Below are 19,192 nucleotides of genomic sequence, written 5' to 3' on the forward strand. Positions count from 1 at the left end.
CGCCGGCCCCGGGTCAGATCGCGGGCGCCGTTGCGTGTGCCTCACCGGCCGTGTTCTCAGCCGGGGCGCCGTCAGTCCCGGCATCTGGTCGGGCGCTTATTTTTTTAAGATCCGCTGCAGGTAGGCCGCGTCCAGCAGGTTCACCGTCTCAAACCGCCCCTTGTAAAACACGCCCCAGTTGTTAAACACTCCCGGCAGCTCCTTGGCCTTTTGCAGGGTGTCCACCAGCTCCAGCTTCAGCAAAATGCCGTTTTCCGCACAGTACTGCTTTACTCTCTCCACCGCCCGCGCCACATAGGGGCACTGCCAGTCATAGTAGATGGTCAGCTCCTGACTGTCTATCTGCTGGCGTTTGGCAGCCGGGGCAAACGCCGGCGTCGTCCCGTCAAACGACAGCGCCAGCAGCTCGTAGCCGTCCTCGGTGCGGTCAGCCACCTCAAAGCCAAATTTCCGGGCAAATTTCTGGTCCGAGAGCCAGGATCTCTGCTTTTGGGCCCCCAGCATACACACGCCCGATCGCCCCTGTCGCCGGGCGTCGTCCAGGCAGTACTCCATCAGCGCCCGCCCGTAGCCTTTACCCTTATGGCCGCTGTCTACCCACAGGCAGTACAGGTACAGGTAGTTGTCGCCCACCACCGGGGTCCAGGCCGTCTCTAGCGGCGCATACTCGATAAATACGGTGGCCTTTTCGTCCAATTTGCGAAAGACGTGCCCCTCTTTCAGCCGTTCGGCCAGCCACTGCCGCTTGGCGTCTACGCCCGGGTGGCCCTTTTTGCTGCGGATGATGCAGCTCAAGTGCTCATCGGCCAGGTTCTCTTCGGTCAGGTTTATAAAGCGTTCCATATGCGCCTTCCTCTCTGCTCGCGCCGTTTTGCACCACGGCGCTGCGCGCCCGTGCCTTTCGGCCGCGGCGGTGACCACTGGCCAAAAAAGGGCCGTGCAAGACGTCCGTCCCACACGGCCCCACTGCACAGTGCCGGCCGCCCGGCGGCTGCTGTCACGGCGCGTCGGGCATCTTTTCAAACACCCCGCTGATGGTGTCGAAGTTTTTCTTGTCGCTGTCCGTCTGGGGCGTTGCAGTGTACTCCTGCCAGCCGGTGTTATAGCTCAGCACCTTGTAGCTCTGGCCCTCCAGCGTCTCGGTGCCCACCGTCACATAGCCGGCGGTGTAGGTCCCCAGGTTCGAGTTGTAGCGCATCACCCGCATCGACTGCCCCACCTGGTAGTCGGCAATGTTCTCGGTGGTCCAGTACAAAATGTACCTGCCGCTGCCCTGTCCCTGGTACGACCAGGTGTTCACCCCTTCGCCCTCCATGTCAAAGCCCTGCTTTTTCAGCGCCGCCACCACTTTTTTCACGTTGGTGCCGTTGGGGCTCGAGGAGTCGATGTGCTTGTTCATGGCGGTAAAGTTTTTAAGCACCGTCTGCAGCTCGCTGTCGCCGTTTTCAAATAGGCCGCTCAGGGCCCCGGCCATGTCAAAACCAAAAGACGAGATGTTGTGCACCGCGCACTGGATGCGCACGTCGCCCCCCGCACTGCGCGACACCTTGTACGGCCCGCCCTGCGCGCACACAAAATCCGATACATCGGCGATCTGCTGCAGCTCGGGGCTGGTCAGCTTGCCCTGCCCGCCGGTCTGGTAGATCTCCTCGGCCATCAGCTCCCGCCGCAGCCCGCTTATGTTCACCTGGCAGGCCCGCTCCTGGGCGGTGGTGATATAGCCGGTCAGCGCGGGAATGGCAATGGCCGCCAGTATGGCCAGTATCACCAGCACCACAATGACCTCCACCAGCGTAAACCCGCGCGCTCTGTCTCTGCGCCGCACCATAACGGCCCCCTCCTATCGGCCTGCCGCACCGGGGTGGGGCAGGTGTCTTTTCTCTATCCCCACTATACCGTTTTTTGGTCACATCTGCAACCGTATGTACACAGCTCGCTGCCGCGTCGTTACAGCCGCAGATTTTAAAAGGCAGGAGCGACAAATTTTTTATCCCTTTTTTGTGCGCCTCTCTTTTAATTTGGATGAAATTGGTGTATAATGCTCCCTGGGTAAAAGAGACAGGCTCTGTTTCCATAAGCCGTGACCAAAACGGCGGTTTTGGGGCATACTCCCGTTGGGTTTGGCTCTTTTAGGCCCGAATTTACAAATTCGTAACATTTTTATACACGGAGGGGACGCAATGCTACAGCTCAAACATATCTCCCTCACCGCGCCGGAAGACGGCAAAAAGGTCATTTTACACGATATCGACCTGACGGTGGGCGACAACAAGTTCGTAGTGGTCACCGGTCCCAATGGGGGCGGCAAGTCCACCTTGGCCAAAGTCATCGCCGGCATCATGACGCCCGAGAGCGGGCAGGTGCTGCTCGACGGGACCGATATCACCGGTCACAATATCACCCAGCGGGCCAACGAGGGCATCACCTTCGCCTTTCAGCAGCCGGTCCGCTTTAAGGGCATCACCGTGCGCGATCTCATCATCACCGCCGCCGGCCGCCAGCTCGACGAGCCCGAGATCTGCGGCTATCTGCACCAGGTAGGCCTGTGCCCCCGCGACTATATCGACCGCGAGGTCAACCAGAGCCTCTCCGGCGGCGAGATCAAGCGCATCGAGATCGTCATGGCCATGGCCCGAAAGACCAAGCTCACCATCTTCGACGAACCCGAGGCCGGCATCGATCTGTGGAGCTTCACCAACCTCATCGACGTGTTTAAACAGCTGCGCCAGCAGGTCAGCGGCTCCATCCTCATCATCTCCCACCAGGAGCGCATCTTAGAGATCGCCGACGAGATCGTGGTGCTGGCCGATGGACACATCACCGCCCACGGCCCCAGAGAAGAAATACTGCCCGCGCTGCTGGATACCGAGGGCGGCAGCTGCGCATACTGCCCCAGAACGGGAAGGGAGGCCTGATGATATGAATATGAACCCCATCACCCAAGAGCTTTTGGGCCAGGTATCCGACCTGTTCGGCGGCCCTATCGGCGGCGCCTACAACATCCGCGAAGACGGTGATTGCGCCGGCCGCCAGTCCACCGAGCACGTCAAGATCGAGTCTAAGCTCACCCAGCCGGGCATCGATATCCTGGTTGATCCCGACACCGTGGGCGAGACCATCTACATCCCGGCGGTAGTCACCCACACCGGCGTAAACGATCTGGTGTACAACGACTTCTATATCGGCGAAGGGGCCGATGTCACCATCGTGGCCGGCTGCGGCGTACACAACGACGGCGGGTCCGAGGCCCGGCACAACGGCGTCCACCGCTTTTTCCTGCAAAAAGGGGCGCGGGTGCTGTACATCGAAAAGCACCTGGGCATTGGCGACGGCAGCGGCAAGCGGGTCATCGACCCCAAGACCTATATCGAGATGGCTGAAGACAGCTATATGGAGATGGACACCACGCAGATCAAGGGCGTCGACTCCACCAAGCGCGAATCCACGGCGGTGCTGGGCAAAAACGCCAAGCTGGTCATCAAAGAAAAGATCATGACCCACGGCGACCAGTACGCCGAGACCAACTTCGTAGTCGACTTGAACGGCGAGGGATCAGGGGCCGATCTGGTCTCCCGCTCGGTGGCCAAAGGCACCTCGCGGCAGCTGTTTCGCTCCCGCATAAACGGCAACGCCGCCTGTAACGGCCATTCGGCCTGCGACGCTATTATCATGGATAACGGCGTGGTCAGTGCCATCCCCGAGCTCACGGCCAACCACGTCGATGCCGCCCTCATCCACGAGGCAGCCATCGGCAAAATAGCCGGCGAACAGATGACCAAGCTCATGACGCTGGGCCTCACCGAACAGCAGGCCGAGGAAAAGATCATCGAGGGCTTTTTAAAATAGACACAGTATGAATAGAGAGCGGGCGCCGCGCGGCGTCCGCTCTCTGTTTGTACCGCTACCCGAGCCTTTGCCGTTTAAGGTCCGATCATGAGAGCGCCGAGCAGGAAGGTGCCCCCAGATGCGGTGCCGGTCAAAAGCGGCGGCGTGCAGCAGGGGAGACCGGGATAGCGATCGCCCCACAGGTATAGGGCCATACAGCGTGTGATCGGGCACCTGGGTGATCGTATAAACACCGCTGCGATACTGCCCCCGCGCTTTTCTCTGCTCCTGAGTTTGTCTCCGGCCGCCGTATCCCTACCCGCCCCAGCAGATACTTTTATCGTATAGGCGGCTGAGGCACAGATAAAAAAAGAGCCCCTACCGCCGCCGGGCAGTGGGGGCTCTTTCTACGCCTATTCTTTAGGGGTGTAGGTGGGCACGATCTTTTTCACCATCTCGGTCACGCCGCGGCGGTCGTTGTCCTCGGCCACGGTGCGCAGCCGCTCTAGCTCCTGGTAAAAGGTGGGCACGTCCAGCTCGATGGGCTTGCCCACAAAGATCTTTTTGTGGGCGGTCTCGCGCATTCCCTCCTCGTCCATAAGCAGCTCCTCAAACAGCTTTTCGCCGGGGCGCAGGCCGGTGTACTCGATCTGGATATCCACCCCCGGCTTTAGGCCCGACAGCCGTATCAGGTTCTCGGCCAGCTGGCGGATCGGCACCGGGTCGCCCATGTCCAGCACAAAGATCTCACCGCCCCGGGCCATAGCTCCGGCCGACAGCACCAGCGACACCGCCTCGGGGATGGTCATAAAGTAGCGGATGATATCCGGGTGGGTCACCGTCACCGGCCCGCCGGCCTTGATCTGCTTTTTAAACAGCGGGATGACCGACCCGTTAGACCCCAGCACGTTGCCAAAGCGAACCGCCACGAACTCGGTCTCGCTCACCGCGTCCATCGACTGGATGATCATCTCGCAGATGCGCTTGGTGGCCCCCATCACGTTGGTGGGGTTCACCGCCTTGTCGGTGGATATCTGCACAAAGCGGTGCACGTGGTAGCTGTCGGCCAGCTTTACTAAGTTCAGGGTGCCAAATACGTTGTTTTTCACCGCCTCCTCGGGCGAGGTCTCCATCAGCGGCACGTGCTTATGGGCCGCCGCATGGAACACGATGTCCGGCCGGTAGCGGTCAAAGAGGATATCCATCTTCTCAAAATCGCGGATCGAGGCGATCTCCACCGCCAGGGCCAAACTGTCGTGATACAGCCCCACCAGCTCCTGCTGGATGTCGTAGGCGTTATTCTCGTAAATGTCCACGATGACCAGCCGCTGCGGCGAGTATTTGGCGATCTGACGGCACAGCTCCGAGCCGATAGACCCGCCGCCGCCAGTCACCATCACCGTGCGGCCGGTGATGTACTGGGCGGCGTCTTTTAAGTTGAGACTGATGGGGTCGCGCCCCAGCAGATCCTCCACCTCCACCCGGCGAATGCTGCTCATGGGCACGTTCTGCCCGGTCATCACCCGGTACAGGTCGGGGATCAGGTTCACCTCGCACCCGGTCTGGGCGCAGATGTTGAGGATGCGCTTTTTGTCGTTCTTGCCCAGGTTGGCGATGGCAAATAAGATCGCGTCCACCTTGTAGTCCCGGCACACCTCGGGGATATCTTCAGTGGTGCCGCACACCCGTATACCCTGGATCGAGCGGCGATTTTTCGTCAAGTCGTCGTCCACGATGCACACCGGCAAAAACTCGTTAGACACGTTGCGTTTTAACTCCGACAAGATCATGGCACAGGCCTCGCCGCCACCCACGATGAGCAGCCGCTTGGTGCGCTTGGGTTCGGGCTTTGAGAACTTGGCGTCCACCACCTTGTTGATCTTGTAGACGATGCGGCACATGAACAAAAAGAAGGTGCTGAGGATCGCGCTCATCATGTAGGTGCGCACGCCGATGTTCAGGTGCAGAAAAAAGCTGACTACAAAAAAGAAGATGTTGCCCACCACACTGGTGATGCCCACATACAAAAATTCCACAAAGTCGGCGTACTGCCACATCTGGTCGTAGATGCGAAACAGCAAAAAGGCGGCCAGACCACAACCCAGATAGGTCAAAAAAGTGGTGACGAACACGTGCTCGTACCCCAGCAGCGAAAAGGTGTTGCGGATCATGGCAAACGAGAAAAAGTAGGCACAGCCCCACAGCACCAGGTCGAAGGGCAGAAGTACATACTTTTTCAGCCGCAGCAAAAAATTGTACAGTTGGCTCATATCGTTAAAACTTCCTTTTTATTCACAGCGCAAACCAGCGCAAACGGGCACAGCTCTCAAACAGCAACTATCGGGCCGGCGCGGTGCGCCCAGCCCGCATCCACATTTTACTCTATTTGTCTTGGCCGCGCAACTGTACGGCGGCGCGGCAGGCAGCCAGCGCGTCCTGCCGGGTGGTCGCCGCGATCAAAAAGCGGTTGTTGTGGCAGAAAGTCAGGCCGCCGATACCGCTGGTGCGCTGCAGTGCCTCATCTTCCAGCCCGGCCCACTGCAGGGGAAACGGGCACTTCAGCTGCCCGCCGCCGTCCTCGATGGGCACCCCCTGGGCGCACCAGCCGCCCCGCTGAGAGGGATACACGCAAAATACCGCCTCACTGGGCGACAGCACAGATTTCCAGGGGGCAAAGCGCGGCAGTATCACCACCCCGTCCTGCATCTGCTGCAGCGCCTGCTCCACCAGTGCCTTGGCGCGGCAAAAGCCGGCGATGCTGTGCAGCCGGTTACGCAGCACGGTATCGGCAAACGCCACCGCCCGCCAAAAGGCGCTGTCGGGCCCGCTGTCCTCATCCCAGGCGGGGTTGAAATCACCGATCAGCGCTGCCAGCTCGCAGCCGCAGCCGGTGTTGTCATCCAGGTCCAGCGGCTGTACGAACTTCTCGTCAAAGCGCAGTGCCTCGCGCCGCCGCTGCTCTGTAGGCATGGGGGGCAGAAAGCGCTGCAGCAGTATTTCACCATAGGCGTGCCACAGCAGACCAAAAGCGGCGTAGGGCACCCCGTCGGGGCGCACCGGAGCCCCTTTTTGGTGGTGGTCAAACGGGCCGCCGCCAATGTCGTACACCAGCCCCGCAAAGTCTGCCGGCACGCGAAAACTGCGCCGCACCTGTATGTCGGGGCGCAGCAGCTGCAGCAGCGCGGTGCCAAATACATCGTCGGCGTGAAATTTGCCGCCGTGGGTCAGGGCCTCGGCGGGTATGGGCGGCGCTGAATGTGTATCGTAAAAAGGTCCCATCATCAAAAGTACCTGTCTTTCTACCGGTATGTGCGGCGGCCGAGGTCGGCGCCGTCTCTATAGTATAGGCGCTGGGGCGTGCGGCAGTCAACTGCCGCCTGCCGGCACCTGTCTCCACCGCCCGTACCAAATACAAAAAATGCGCCGGTGCGTGCTCGCACCGGCGCATAGCTCCTATCGTCTGTCTCTCTTATTTGGTCAGGGTCTCGAACAGGTCGCCCATGATCTTGTCGCGGTTGAGCGCGTAGACATAGCGGATGGGGTAGCGGGACTTATCGATGCTGTAGTGGCCGTCGTACGACGGGATCGGTGCGGGCTCCAGGCGGTCCATCACCGCATCGCTCAAAAACCACGCCACCGGTGCCACATCCCAGATCGCCCGGCTCCAGTACGGGCCTTGGCCGCACTCCTCAGCCTCGGTGCAGGTGATGTCGCACAGGTAGTCGCACAGTGCATTTTTGCCCTTCAGCCAGTGCTGCAGCTCCGGCCCGGTAGTCGCCAGCGACGACACCACGCCCATACAGGGGAACAGCACCACCGGCACGCCGCAGGTCAAAAGCACCCGGGCCCCGGCAATATCCTGTACCATGTTGAATTCCATGGTGTCCGGCCAGTCCAGCGAGTGGCCGCCCAGCCACACCACCACGATCTTTTTGGCGATCTCGGGCTTCATCAGCAGGGCCGAGGCCACGTTCGAGATAGCGCCGATCGCAATGACATACAGCGGGTCGTCGTCGGCGCGCAGCATGGCTTTTTCCACCAGGTCTTTGGCCGCGTCCGAGATGACCGGCGTCTGCTCGTCGTGCAAAAAGCTGGTAGAGCCGCGGTACACCTTGTCAAACATGTCCTCCCGGCCCAGCAGCTTTAAGATGTTAAAGATCTCGTCGTAAGATTTTTCCATGCCCACCGCGGCGGTGGGGGCCCCCTTCATCTTCTCGTTGACAAAAGGCGCAGCATAGATGGCCTGCACATTAAACTTCTCGTCGTGCTTCAGCATGTAGGAGATAGCGTACTGGTCGTCGATCTCGTTAAAGGTGTCGGTGTCCATCACCACATCCACCTTGCCGGCGGGTTTGTCCAGCCGTCTGGCCACGAATCCGTCGGTCAGCTCGGGGTAGGGCTGGTGCTTGGGCAGGTTGAAGCCCGTGTCGATCAGGTTTTGCAGCAGTTCATTTTTGGGCATAAAAAGCGTCCTCCTTTAGCGGCCATATGGCCATGTAGGGATTAATTAGCCGAGAGATACCAAAAATACAACCCCATTTTAGCACACCTGAGCCGCGGTCTATATGCTTTTGGTAAAATTCGCCGTTATGCTAAAAAACACCGCTGTGTCACTGGACACTTTTCCCACAGCCCCTCCGACCGCTGCCGCCGTTTTTCTTGACACCCCCCAGTAAATGCCATAAAATAGGTACATTATAGATCGGATGAGGTCCCTGCGCACCGGCCGGTCTTTTATCAGCTGCCTGCGCGCCGCGTGACGGCCGGGGCGGCACTGTCCCCAGCGGACACAAAACAAAAAGGAAGCAGGTCTTTGTCATGATGCAGATACCGTTTTCACCCCCGGATATAGATGAGCAGGATATACAGAGCGTGGTAGAGGCGCTGCGCTCGGGCTGGATCACCACCGGTCCCAAAACCAAGGAGCTGGAGCGCCAGCTGGCCGCATACTGTCAGGCCGACCGGGCCGCCTGTCTCAACTCGGCCACCGCCGCGCTGGAGCTGGCGCTGCGGGTGCTGGGCATCGGCCCCGGCGACGAGGTCATCACCAGCGCCTACACCTACACCGCCTCGGCCAGCGTCATCTGCCACGTGGGGGCCACCCCGGTGCTGGTAGATACCGATCCGGGCAGTTTTCACCTGTCGCCCGAAAAAATGCGCGCGGCCATCACCAGCCGCACCAAGGCGGTCATACCGGTAGATATCGGCGGCGTGCCCTGCGACTACCGGGCCATCTTCAAGGCTCTGGAGCGCGAGCAGGACAGGTTCGTGCCGCAGACCCCCCTGCAGGCCGCTATCGGCCGCATCGCCGTGGTGGCCGATGCCGCTCATGCCATCGGCGCCACCTACGGCGGGCAGATGGTGGGCAGCGTGGCCGACTTTACCTGTTTTTCTTTCCACGCCGTCAAAAACCTGACCACCGCCGAGGGCGGATGTGCCGCCTGGCGCCGGTTCGAGGGCGTCGACAGCGACGAGATATACCGCCAGTTCATGCTGCTCTCGCTGCACGGCCAGACCAAAGATGCACTGTCCAAGACCAGGGCCGGTTCCTGGGAGTACGACATCGTCTCTCCGGCCTACAAGTGCAATATGACCGATATCATGGCTGCACTGGGTCTCAGTCAGCTGGCGCGCTATCCCGCGCTCCTGGCCCGCCGCCGCCAGCTCATCGAGCAGTACGACCGCGCCTTTGCCGGCCAGCTCGAGTCGCTGCGCCACTACGGCGACGACTACACCTCCAGCGGGCATCTGTACCTGGCGCGGGTACCGGGCGCCGGCCGCATCCAGCGCGATGCACTCATCGAGCGCATCGGCCAGCAGGGGGTGGCCACCAACGTGCACTATAAGCCGTTGCCGCTGCTCACCGCCTATAAAGACATGGGCTATTCCATCGCCGACTACCCCTGTGCGCTGGCCCAATTTGAAAACGAGATCACGCTGCCGGTCTACACCACCATGACCGACGCGCAGCAGCAGTACGTCATCGAGGTGGTAAAAAACTGTCTGGAGGATCTGCGCCCGTGATGCTGCCCAAACAGCTGCCCCCAGCGCTGGATAATCCGGCCGTGCGCCGGTACTGGCAACTGTTGCGCCACAAGCGGGTGGGGCTCTTTTGCAAGCGGGGGTTCGATATCATCCTCAGCGCCGCCATGTTGCTGCTGCTCTCACCAGTCTTTCTGGCGCTGGCGCTGTGGATCAAACTCGATTCGCCCGGCCCGGTATTTTTTCGCCAGCAGCGGGTGACCACCGGCGGCCGCATCTTTCGCATCTTCAAATTTCGCACTATGGTCCAGGGGGCCGAAAAACTGGGCTCGCTCATCACCGAGCCGGGGGATATGCGCATCACCCGGGTGGGCAAACGTCTGCGCGACCTGCGCATCGACGAGATCCCCCAGCTGCTCAACGTGTTGCTGGGCGATATGAGTTTTGTGGGCACCCGGCCAGAGGTGCCCCGCTATGTAGAGGCCTATACCGACGAGATGCGGGCCACCCTGCTGCTGCCGGCGGGCATCACCTCCAACGCCAGCATCAAGTTTAAAGATGAGCAGCAGATGCTCGACTCGGGCAGCGATACCGACGATATCTACATCCACCAGGTGCTGCCGGCCAAAATGGTCTATAACCTCCAGTACCTCGAAAATTTCTCCTTTTGGGGCGATATCGCCATCATGTTGCGCACCGCTGTCGGCATCTTCCGCTGAGCCAGCCGCTCTTTTTATCCTGTATCCAACGCGCCGTGTCGGCCCGCTTCTGTCGGGCCGGTGCGGCGCGTTTTCCTCTCTGGTGTCCCCGGCGATACCGCCCCGGCGGGCCCTCTAAAACTTTCCATCTATTTTTTTATCGATCATATTGACAATAGTTCATACTGTATATATACTATATATACAGTGTACACTTGACAAAGGAGATGAAGCGGTTGCACATCATCATCCGCAATTCCAGCGGCACCCCCATCTACGAGCAGATCGTGGCGCAGATCAAAGACGCCATCCTCACTGGGGGGCTGGCACCGGGGGAAGCGCTTCCCTCGATGCGGCTGCTCGCAAAAGAGCTGAAGATCAGTGTCATCACCACAAAGCGCGCCTACGAGGAGCTGGAGCGGGAGGGTTTTATCTCCACCCAGCAGGGGCGGGGCAGCTTTGTGGCCGAGCGCGATCTGGAATTCGTGTGGGAGGAGAAGATGCGCCAGCTGGAGAGCCAGCTGGAACAGGCTGCCGCCACAGCCAAGGGCTGTGGGGTCGACCGGGCCGAGTTCGTGCAGCTGGCCGCGCTCTTGTACGACGAGTGACCGGCTGCGCGCTGCCCGGCGGCAAAACGATACCGTGAGATAGAGAGGCGACATAGATGGAATACGCGTTAGAGGTACAGGGCCTGGAAAAGCATTACAGCGGTTTCTCGCTGCAAAAAGTCGATCTGGCCCTGCCGGCCGGCTGTGTGCTGGGCCTGGTGGGCAAAAATGGGGCCGGTAAGAGCACCCTGCTCAATTTGATACTGGACGTGGTGAAAAAAGACGCCGGCACCGTGCGCCTGTTTGGCAGCGAGGTGTGCGGCCCACTGCAAAAACAGGATATCGGGGTGGTGTTTGACGAGAGCTATTTCCACGACTTTCTGCAGCCGCGGCAAATATCCCACATCATGCAAAACATCTACCAGAACTGGGACCAGGACCAGTTTTTTCACTACCTGCAGCAGTTTGCGCTGCCGCTGGATAAAAAGGTAAAGGCATTTTCCCGCGGCATGAAGATGAAATTGTCCATTGCCGCGGCGCTGTCGCACCGCGCCCGGCTGCTGCTGCTCGACGAGCCCACCGGCGGGCTCGATCCGGTGGTGCGCGACGAGATCCTCGATATCTTCGCCGACTTTATGTTGGAGGAAGACCACTCCATCCTCATCTCCTCCCACATCACCAGCGACCTGGAGCGCATTGCCGACTACATCGCACTCATCGACGACGGCCGGCTGCTGCTCTGCCAGGAAAAAGACCAGCTGCTGGAGCGGTACATGCTGCTCAAGGGCTCGCCCGAGCAGCTGGCCGCCATGGACAGCACCCAGCGGTCTGCGCTCATCGGTCTGCAGCAGGGGACATTCGGTTTCGAGGCGGTGTGCGATATACAAAACGGGCTGCCTGCCGGCGATGTGGTGTGCGAGCCCGGACGGCTGGAAGAGGTGCTGTTGCACTTCATCCGCGGCAGTGAGAGGGGGGACCGGCAGTGAAAGGCCTGATCTTAAAAGATATCTATATCTTCGGCAGCAACATCAAACTGTACATCATCTACTTCGCCTTTTTTGGTGTGTTCTCTTTTTTCAGCGATGCCTCTTTCTTCTACGGTATCGTCATGATGATGCTCACACTGCTCTCGATCACCGCCGCCAGCTACGACGATATGGCCCACTGGCCGCGGTTTGCAGTGAGCATGCCACTGTCCCGGGGGCAGATCGTCACCGCCCGCTACCTGTTTATGTTCATCATGACCGGCAGCGCCGCTGTTTTGCTCTCTATCTTCAATGTGGTGTTCAGCTTTTTTAAGACCGGTATCTCTCTTATCGAGGGGTTTGCCGTCATCGGCGCCACCGGGTCTGTAGGTCTGCTGGCCGGTTTCGTCATCCTGCCCATCCTCTACAAAATGGGGGCCGAGCGCGCCCGCATCCTCATGATCTTAGTCATGATGGTGCCCTACGCGGCGCTCATGTTGGCAAATGCTTTGGGTGTCAAGCTGCCTGCCTGGCTCATGCACATGCCGCCGGCGGTATACGTGGCGCTGGTACTGGCACTGCTGGTGGGGGGCGGCCTTATCTCCTTTGGCGTCTCCCGCAACATTTTCGAGAAAAAAGATCTCTAGCAGCTGCGGTATCTACCCAGTCGGCAAAAAAAGAGGTGCGGATCTATCCGCGCCTCTTTTTTGTCGGCCATACAGTTTGCCCAAAATACACAGGATGGTACCAGCAAATAAGAGATTATATCTGGATAGTCTTGAGAATATTTGTCGAATTTTGTAGAATACATACAAGGAGGTGTTGGGTTTGAAAAAATTGTTGGCACTGTGTATGTGCGTCATGATGGCGCTGGGGGCATTGGCGGGCTGCGGCCAAAAAGACAGCATCGCCAAAGACCTCGATACCGTGGTGCGCGCGGTAGAGGATATTTTAGATGAAAATGGTCTGGAGTTGGAGGAGCAGAAAGAGAGCGAGATCGGCACTACAGAATCCCACTTCTACAAGGTCATCGAAAATGGCAAAAAAGTCGATTTCGATGTCGATCCCTCGCTGTTTATAGACACCGATATAGAAAGTGGTAAAGTGGTGCGCTTTTCGATAATGGGGGCCAAACGGTCCCGGGCGGCCAATATATTTAAAAAACTGCTCCCGGCGGTCGACAAAAAGGTGGATCCAGACAAGTTGGTCCAGCAGATGGAGGGCAAAGCGGGCGAGAGTATCGGCAAAGGCGGCCTGCTTTACTATTACAATACCACACAGGAGTACTACCACTATGTGGCCCACATTTCCGAAGAAGAGAGCTAGACCGAAAACGTGAGCGATAGGGGAGGGAACCTGAACTGTGAAAAAAACACCTGCCCGGTGTCTGTGTATTCTGCTGATGCTGGGGCTGTTTACCGGCTGTAGCGGCCAAAAGTACCTGTCCGCCGACAGAGACGAGATCAGCGCCGATCTGGATAACTGGTTGCGGGCCAGGGGCTATGCGTTGGAGCAGGTAAAGACTTACACCAGAGAGGGCCAAACAGAGCTAGAGACCACCCAGTACTCGGTCTCGCTGTCAGACGGGCATTTTGATGCCGACTGGATCACGGCGAGCCCGGCTGTGTTTGTCGATGAAGAAAAAAAGTCGGGCCACGCCGTAGAGGTGACCGTATTGGGCGCTTCCCGTCCCAACGTGCTGCCGGTGTTTAAACAGGCCATTGCCATCGTAGCGCCCGAGCAGGATCCGCAAGAACTGGTGGACGAGCTGCTGCAGCTGAAACCAAAAGGAAAAACAGATACTGTCTACTGGCGTGTAGATGGACTGGAATACCGGTATAGCAAATCAGGCGAAACGGATATTCTGTCGGTCAGCAGTGCCAGAAGTTATCTCCGTTTTGCTGGCCAGTGACAAAATAATAGTTAGATAAAATAAGTGGTCGGGCGGACTCGATGTGACCATGCGTTCTGCTTTAAACCCGCCACCATTTGCCGGTGAGCATTTGCGCGATCAGCTGTGCAGTGCCCTCTATGCGTGTGCGACCAGACTATAAGACCGGACGGGAAGACATCCGCCCGGTTTTTTGTTGTCCGGCGGCAGTTTGGGCCTTTCCGACGGTATTTGCTACTTGTTATTTTCCGGGTGGCGTTGTATAATTTATTTGATTTTGGTTTTGTGATGCCAAACTGCCTTGGCGCCCATTTGTGGGCCAAAACAGAAAAGGCTATCATTTTTTCGGCGGCGGTTTTACCGGCGGGTCTTTGCCCGCACGCCGAAGATATTGCAGAGTATGGAAATGGAGGAACAGAGATGAGTCTTAAAAGCAGGCTTGAGATCCTTGCGCAGCAGGGCGGCAGTCTGGACCGCGGTACCAGCGCCTACAAGCGGCTGGTCGCACTGTTCGACGAAGGCACCTTCGTCGAGCTCGACGCCTATGCCGGGTGCGGGGAGGACGCCGCAGGCGTGTGTACCGGTTACGGCATGATCGGCGGCGGCATGGCCTACGCCTTTTCGCAGGGCGGTGCCGTGGGCACCGTCCACGCCAAAAAAGTGGCCAAGGTGTACGAGCTGGCCGCCAAGGTGGGCGTGCCGGTAGTCGGTATCTACGACTCGGTCGGCGCCCGCCTGGAAGAGGGCCACGACGTGTTGGCCGCCTACGGCCAGATGCTCGGCTGCGCCCAGTCGCTGTCTGGCGTCGTGCCCCAGGTAGCAGTGGTGGCCGGTGTCTGTGCCGGCACTGCCGCGGTGATGGCCGCCTCGGCCGACGTGGTCATCATGGCCAAAGACGCCCAGCTGTTCATGACCGCCCCCTTTGTGACGAGCGCTCTGGGCGATAAGGTCGCCGGCGCCGGCAGCGCCGAAAACGCCGCCAAGGCCGGTGTCTGCCACCTGGTAGCTGGTGACGCCGACGACGCAGTAGAGCAGGCTAAAAAGATCGTCTCGCTGCTGCCGCTCAACAACCTGTCCGAGGCCCCCTATGTCGAGTATGAAGAGGCCGATGGCACCGCCCTGCGCGGTATCTGTGAGAACATGCAGGATTACGACGTGGCCGCAGTACTGGCCGGCATCTTCGACGCCGGCAGCGTCGTGGAGCTCTCGGCTCAATTTGCCTCGCACGTGACCACTGCGCTGGCCACTCTGGCCGGTCAGGTAGTGGGCGTCGTTGCCACCGCCGGTGCTGCGTACCAGATGTGCTCGTCCTGCACCGCCAAGATCGCCCGCTTTGTCTCGGTGTGCGACAGCTTTGGCATCCCGGTGATCACTCTGGTCGACACCGACGGCTTCTACGAGAGCGCCTCCGACGAGCTGGCCGGTGCCGCCCGCAGCGCCGCCCGCCTGGCCCACGTGTACGCCGAGGCCACCTGTCCCAAGCTCACCGTGGTCACCGGCAAGGCCTGTGGCAGTGCCTATGTGGTGCTGGCCGGCAAAAATGCCAGCGCCGACCTGACGCTGGCCTGGCCCAGCGCCGTCATCTCCACCCTGTCGCCCGAGGCAGCGGTCAACATCCTGTGGGCCGACAAGGTCAAGGGCTCCGATAAAGACGCCCAGGCCGCCCTGGTACAGGAGTACATCGATACCTTGGCCTCGCCTTTTGAGGCGGCCAAAAACGGCTATGTAGATGATGTGATCGATCCGGCCTACACCCGCAGTGCCCTGATCTCCGCCTGCGAGATGTTAGCTGGCAAACGGGTCACCAACCTGCCCAAAAAACACGGCAACATGCCGCTTTAAGACCTGACTAAAGGGGGATATATCAACATGAAAAGATTTAGCATAACTGTCAATGGTACCGCTTACGACGTAGCTGTCGAGGAGCTGGGCGCTGGCGCTGCTCCGGTAGCTGCCGCTCCCGCCCCGGCCGCTGCTCCGGCTCCCGCTCCCGCCGCCCCGGCAGCACCTGCTGCCCCCGCCGCTCCCGCTGCGCCCGCAGTGGCCGGTGGCACCAAGATCGAAGCCCCCATGCCCGGCACCATCCTCGACCTCAAGGTCGCTGCCGGCGACTCGGTGAAAAAAGGTGACGTTCTGGCCATTCTGGAAGCCATGAAGATGGAAAACGAGATCATGTGCCCGGTCGACGGCACCGTTGCCGCTGTGAACGTGGCTAAGGGCGACTCGGTCGAGACCAGCACCCTGATCATGACCATCCAGTAATCTTTAAAAGAAAAGAGGTGCCGGTTTTATGGCAAAAGTAAAAATCACAGAGACCGTATTGCGCGACGCGCACCAGTCTCTGTTCGCCACCAGGATGACCATAGACGATATGCTGCCCATCCTGGATGAAATGGACAAGGTGGGGTATCACTCCATCGAGTGCTGGGGCGGCGCCACCTTCGACGCCTGCATCCGCTTTCTGGATGAAGACCCCTGGGAGCGCCTGCGCATCCTGAAAAAGCACATGCCCAACACCCCGCTGCAGATGCTGTACCGCGGGCAGAACTGCCTAGGTTACCGCCACTATGCCGACGACGTGGTCGAGTACTTTGTCGAGAAGTCGGTCGCCAACGGCATCGACGTGCTGCGCATCTTCGACGCGCTCAACGACATCCGCAACCTGCAGTCCTCTATTCGCGCCACCAAAAAGGCCGGCGGCCACCTGCAGGCCTGCCTGTGCTACACCACCTCTCCGGTGCACAACATCGAGTACTTCACCAAGTACGCCAAACAGCTGGAGGATGAAGGCGCCGACTCTATCTGCATCAAAGATATGGCCGGTCTGCTCACCCCCTACGGCACCTACGACCTGGTGAAGGCCCTCAAAGAGACGGTCAAGATCCCCATCCAGCTGCACACCCACTACACTTCGGGCCTGGCTTCCATGGCCGAGCTCAAAGCGATCGAGGCCGGCGTCGACATCATCGACACCGCTATGTCCCCGCTGGCGCTGGGCACCTCCCACGCCCCCACCGAGTCGATGGTCGCCGCCCTGCAGGGCACCGAGTACGACACCGGTCTGGACTTAAAGCAGCTCGATAAGATCCGCGCCCATTTTGCTACCATCCGCCAGAAATACGTGGATAACGGCATGATCAACCACAAGGTGCTGGGCGTCGACGCCAACACCCTGCTGTACCAGGTACCCGGCGGCATGCTCTCCAACCTCCTGTCGCAGCTCAAGCAGGCCGGCAAGGAAGAGCTGTACGAAGAGGTCCTCAGAGAGGTCCCCCGCGTGCGCGAAGACGCCGGCTTCCCGCCGCTGGTCACCCCCAGCTCGCAGATCGTGGGCACCCAGGCGGTGTTCAACGTGCTAAACGGTGAGCGCTACAAAATGGTCACCAAAGAGTTCAAGGGCCTGGTCCGCGGCGACTACGGCCAAACTCCGGTCCCCATCAAGCCCGAGTTCGTCAAGCAGATCATCGGCGACGAGCCGCAGATCACCTGCCGTCCGGCCGACAATCTGGAGCCCGAGCTGGATAAGCTGCGCGCCGAGTGTGCCGAGTACATGGAGCAGGAGGAAGACGTGCTGACCTACGCCCAGTTCGGTCAGGTCGCCGTCAAGTTCTTCGAGAACCGGCGCAACAAAAAACTGCACATCGACGGCGAGCACGTAGATGTGAAAAACAAGGTCCATCCCCTGTAAGGGCTTATCCTTGTCAGTTCCCATTTCCATTTAAAACACCGGTGGCCTTCGTTGGCCACCGGTGTTTTTGTGTCTTTAACCAAAAGGTCTATCTCCCAAGTTCCCAGACCTATTTAAACTCCCCGAAAGCACACCTGCTACCGTTGCGAACTGTGTGCGGCCCCCCTGCCGGTATAATGTCCCTATTTCAGCACCATAAAAAGGCCGGGCCAGATTAAGCGTTCTGGCCCGGCTTTTCCTATTTATACCTGTTATCGACCTGCGGTGTTTACCGGCCAACTCTCGTTCAGACCTTTACCGCCGCCCCCAATGCATCTAGTACAATGTCGGCGCAGGTCTCGTCCGGCAGCTCGTGCCGGGGCGAGAGCAGGGAGGAGAATTCCTCGGTCAGCGCCTCGTGCAGCTGTCGGTCGCTCAGTTCCAGCGCGCGCTGTACCGCCCGCAGTGCCCGCAGCGTCCCGGTGGGCAGCTTTGCCCGGGAAATGGCCGCGGCGTCTGCTCCCAGCTGGTACAGGTCGCAGTACAGCACCTCCGCCAACAGCCGCAGTGCCCGGCGCTGGTCGTCTTGGTCCTGGGCGATCTGGCTCATGCCAAACCGGGTAGTGCGGTAGGCGGCCCAATCCTGCTGTTCCAGCTGCTGCCGGGCTTTCTTTTCCAGCTGGGCGTACAGGGCCGTCAGGTGGTTTTGCGGCCCGGCGCACAGCTGGTGCGCGGTGCAGATATCCACTCCGCAGTTGGGGTGGGTGTGGGCGTAATAGATGCCGGGGTTCTGCGCCACTATCTGTCGGCCCTTCTCGGTCAGGCAAAAGCGCCGGTGAGGAAAAAGCTGCTGCAGCGCCTGCGGCCCTACCGAGTCCAGCAGCCGCTGCACCAGTACCTGTTTGTTGCCCGAGGTGGGCAGCCCCTGCCGCCGCAGCAACTGCCGCAGGTTGGCCGCTGTCTCGCGCTGCAGTGTGCCGGTCAGGTCGCCCAGCTGCAAATACCCCTGCTCCCAGAGCATCTGCAAGGTGGGGTAGGGGTCCTGCAGCTGATAATCGTAGTACCAAAACCCCTCAAAAAACTGCTGGTCCTGGCTGTAGTTCTCGGCGTAAAACAGCATCAGGATCTCGGTGGGGGAGAGCACCTCTGCCTGCCCGCCGCCTGCGGCTGCTTTTTCTATATCTGTCTCACCCTCCACTGGGGCGCAACTCTCAGCAGCAGCTTCCTCTGCCTTGTCGGCATCGGCGGTTGGGGCAGCCACAGCGCCTGCTGCCGGTATATCCCCTGCGGCAGCTTCGCTCTGTGCAGCAGTTTTGCACGCAGCGGGGGGCTCGTCCACTGCCGCAGTCGGCGGTGCGTACTCTGTCGGCGCCTCCCGGCTCGGTTGCTGGTCGGGTGTATCTGCCGCGGCAGCAGGTGCGTCTTTATCCCGCTTTTTTCGTCTAAACAGGTCCAATATTCCCAAGGTTTCTGCCTCCTTATTGCACTGACCCTACCAGTTTACCTATATTCGCCCTTTTTTTCAACCCCTGTCCGCCACCGACCCTGCCGGGCACTATCATCTGGCTCTGCGCGCAGGTATCGGCGGTCAAACAGCCGTCGCTGCCATAAAAATA

At 59.7% G+C, this 19,192-nt stretch carries 18 protein-coding genes; 12 read left to right on the top strand and 6 right to left on the bottom strand.

Going from position 1 to position 19,192, the window contains the following annotated elements; all coding sequences use genetic code 11:
- Window positions 1–96: 96 nt before the first annotated feature.
- Window positions 97–843 carry a GNAT family N-acetyltransferase gene (locus C6Y32_RS04500; RefSeq protein ID WP_105204124.1) on the bottom strand — a complete coding sequence of 249 codons (747 nt, stop codon included), beginning with the start codon at window positions 841–843 and terminating at the stop codon, window positions 97–99.
- 154 nt (window positions 844–997) lie between these two features.
- Entirely contained in the window at window positions 998–1,828 is an 831-nt protein-coding gene (locus C6Y32_RS04505) for a prepilin-type N-terminal cleavage/methylation domain-containing protein (RefSeq protein WP_105204126.1), read from the bottom strand.
- A gap of 352 nt (window positions 1,829–2,180) precedes the next feature.
- Here C6Y32_RS04505 and C6Y32_RS04510 point away from each other — a divergent pair, with 352 nt between their 5' ends.
- On the top strand, window positions 2,181–2,915 hold the full coding sequence (locus C6Y32_RS04510; RefSeq protein ID WP_105204128.1) for an ABC transporter ATP-binding protein: 735 nt from the start codon (window positions 2,181–2,183) through the stop codon (window positions 2,913–2,915).
- Window positions 2,916–2,925: 10 nt separating this feature from the next.
- Window positions 2,926–3,846, top strand: a complete 921-nt coding sequence (locus tag C6Y32_RS04515; RefSeq protein ID WP_105204423.1) for a SufB/SufD family protein — start codon at window positions 2,926–2,928, stop codon at window positions 3,844–3,846.
- Window positions 3,847–4,238: 392 nt separating this feature from the next.
- Here C6Y32_RS04515 and C6Y32_RS04520 read toward each other — a convergent pair whose 3' ends face one another.
- The 3 genes from C6Y32_RS04520 to C6Y32_RS04530 form a co-directional block, all read right to left on the bottom strand.
- Window positions 4,239–6,095, bottom strand: a complete 1,857-nt coding sequence (locus C6Y32_RS04520; protein WP_243206188.1) for a nucleoside-diphosphate sugar epimerase/dehydratase — start codon at window positions 6,093–6,095, stop codon at window positions 4,239–4,241.
- A 112-nt stretch (window positions 6,096–6,207) separates the two neighbouring features.
- Window positions 6,208–7,107: an MYG1 family protein gene (locus tag C6Y32_RS04525; RefSeq protein ID WP_243562543.1), complete on the bottom strand. Its 900-nt coding sequence runs from the start codon at window positions 7,105–7,107 to the stop codon at window positions 6,208–6,210.
- 187 nt (window positions 7,108–7,294) lie between these two features.
- Complete coding sequence (locus tag C6Y32_RS04530) at window positions 7,295–8,287, bottom strand: nucleoside hydrolase (RefSeq protein ID WP_105204130.1); 993 nt, start codon at window positions 8,285–8,287, stop codon at window positions 7,295–7,297.
- 356 nt (window positions 8,288–8,643) lie between these two features.
- On the opposite strand from C6Y32_RS04530, the gene C6Y32_RS04535 reads away from it, so the two are divergent.
- From C6Y32_RS04535 to C6Y32_RS04580, 10 genes are all read left to right on the top strand, one after another.
- The gene (locus C6Y32_RS04535) at window positions 8,644–9,849 is read left to right on the top strand and encodes a DegT/DnrJ/EryC1/StrS family aminotransferase (RefSeq protein WP_370738803.1); all 1,206 of its coding nucleotides are present in this window, start codon (window positions 8,644–8,646) and stop codon (window positions 9,847–9,849) included.
- Window positions 9,849–10,526: a sugar transferase gene (locus C6Y32_RS04540; protein WP_105204427.1), complete on the top strand. Its 678-nt coding sequence runs from the start codon at window positions 9,849–9,851 to the stop codon at window positions 10,524–10,526. The genes C6Y32_RS04535 and C6Y32_RS04540 overlap by 1 nt, the downstream gene beginning before the upstream one ends.
- 215 nt (window positions 10,527–10,741) lie before the next feature.
- A complete protein-coding gene (locus C6Y32_RS04545; RefSeq protein ID WP_105204132.1) occupies window positions 10,742–11,113 on the top strand; it encodes a GntR family transcriptional regulator in 372 nt (123 codons plus the stop codon).
- 56 nt (window positions 11,114–11,169) lie between these two features.
- Window positions 11,170–12,039: an ABC transporter ATP-binding protein gene (locus tag C6Y32_RS04550; protein WP_105204134.1), complete on the top strand. Its 870-nt coding sequence runs from the start codon at window positions 11,170–11,172 to the stop codon at window positions 12,037–12,039.
- Entirely contained in the window at window positions 12,036–12,665 is a 630-nt protein-coding gene (locus C6Y32_RS04555) for an ABC-2 transporter permease (RefSeq protein WP_105204136.1), read from the top strand. Before C6Y32_RS04550 ends, C6Y32_RS04555 begins: the two co-directional genes overlap by 4 nt.
- A gap of 181 nt (window positions 12,666–12,846) precedes the next feature.
- Window positions 12,847–13,344 carry an LptM family lipoprotein gene (locus C6Y32_RS04560; RefSeq protein ID WP_105204138.1) on the top strand — a complete coding sequence of 166 codons (498 nt, stop codon included), beginning with the start codon at window positions 12,847–12,849 and terminating at the stop codon, window positions 13,342–13,344.
- A gap of 37 nt (window positions 13,345–13,381) precedes the next feature.
- Complete coding sequence (locus tag C6Y32_RS04565) at window positions 13,382–13,930, top strand: hypothetical protein (protein WP_105204140.1); 549 nt, start codon at window positions 13,382–13,384, stop codon at window positions 13,928–13,930.
- Between the two features lie 399 nt (window positions 13,931–14,329).
- A complete protein-coding gene (locus C6Y32_RS04570) occupies window positions 14,330–15,751 on the top strand; it encodes a carboxyl transferase domain-containing protein (protein ID WP_105204141.1) in 1,422 nt (473 codons plus the stop codon).
- 27 nt (window positions 15,752–15,778) lie between these two features.
- On the top strand, window positions 15,779–16,171 hold the full coding sequence (locus C6Y32_RS04575; protein WP_105204143.1) for a biotin/lipoyl-containing protein: 393 nt from the start codon (window positions 15,779–15,781) through the stop codon (window positions 16,169–16,171).
- 28 nt (window positions 16,172–16,199) lie between these two features.
- Window positions 16,200–17,597 carry an oxaloacetate decarboxylase subunit alpha gene (locus C6Y32_RS04580; RefSeq protein WP_105204145.1) on the top strand — a complete coding sequence of 466 codons (1,398 nt, stop codon included), beginning with the start codon at window positions 16,200–16,202 and terminating at the stop codon, window positions 17,595–17,597.
- A 286-nt stretch (window positions 17,598–17,883) separates the two neighbouring features.
- On the opposite strand, the gene C6Y32_RS04585 is transcribed toward C6Y32_RS04580, so the two are convergent.
- Window positions 17,884–18,774, bottom strand: coding sequence for an SAP domain-containing protein (locus tag C6Y32_RS04585; RefSeq protein WP_105204146.1), 891 nt, complete (start codon window positions 18,772–18,774; stop codon window positions 17,884–17,886).
- Window positions 18,775–19,192: the final 418 nt, after the last annotated feature.

The organism is Neobittarella massiliensis (ex Bilen et al. 2018), from assembly GCF_900289145.1.
In the GTDB taxonomy this organism is placed as follows: Bacteria; Bacillota; Clostridia; order Oscillospirales; family Ruminococcaceae; genus Neobittarella; species Neobittarella massiliensis.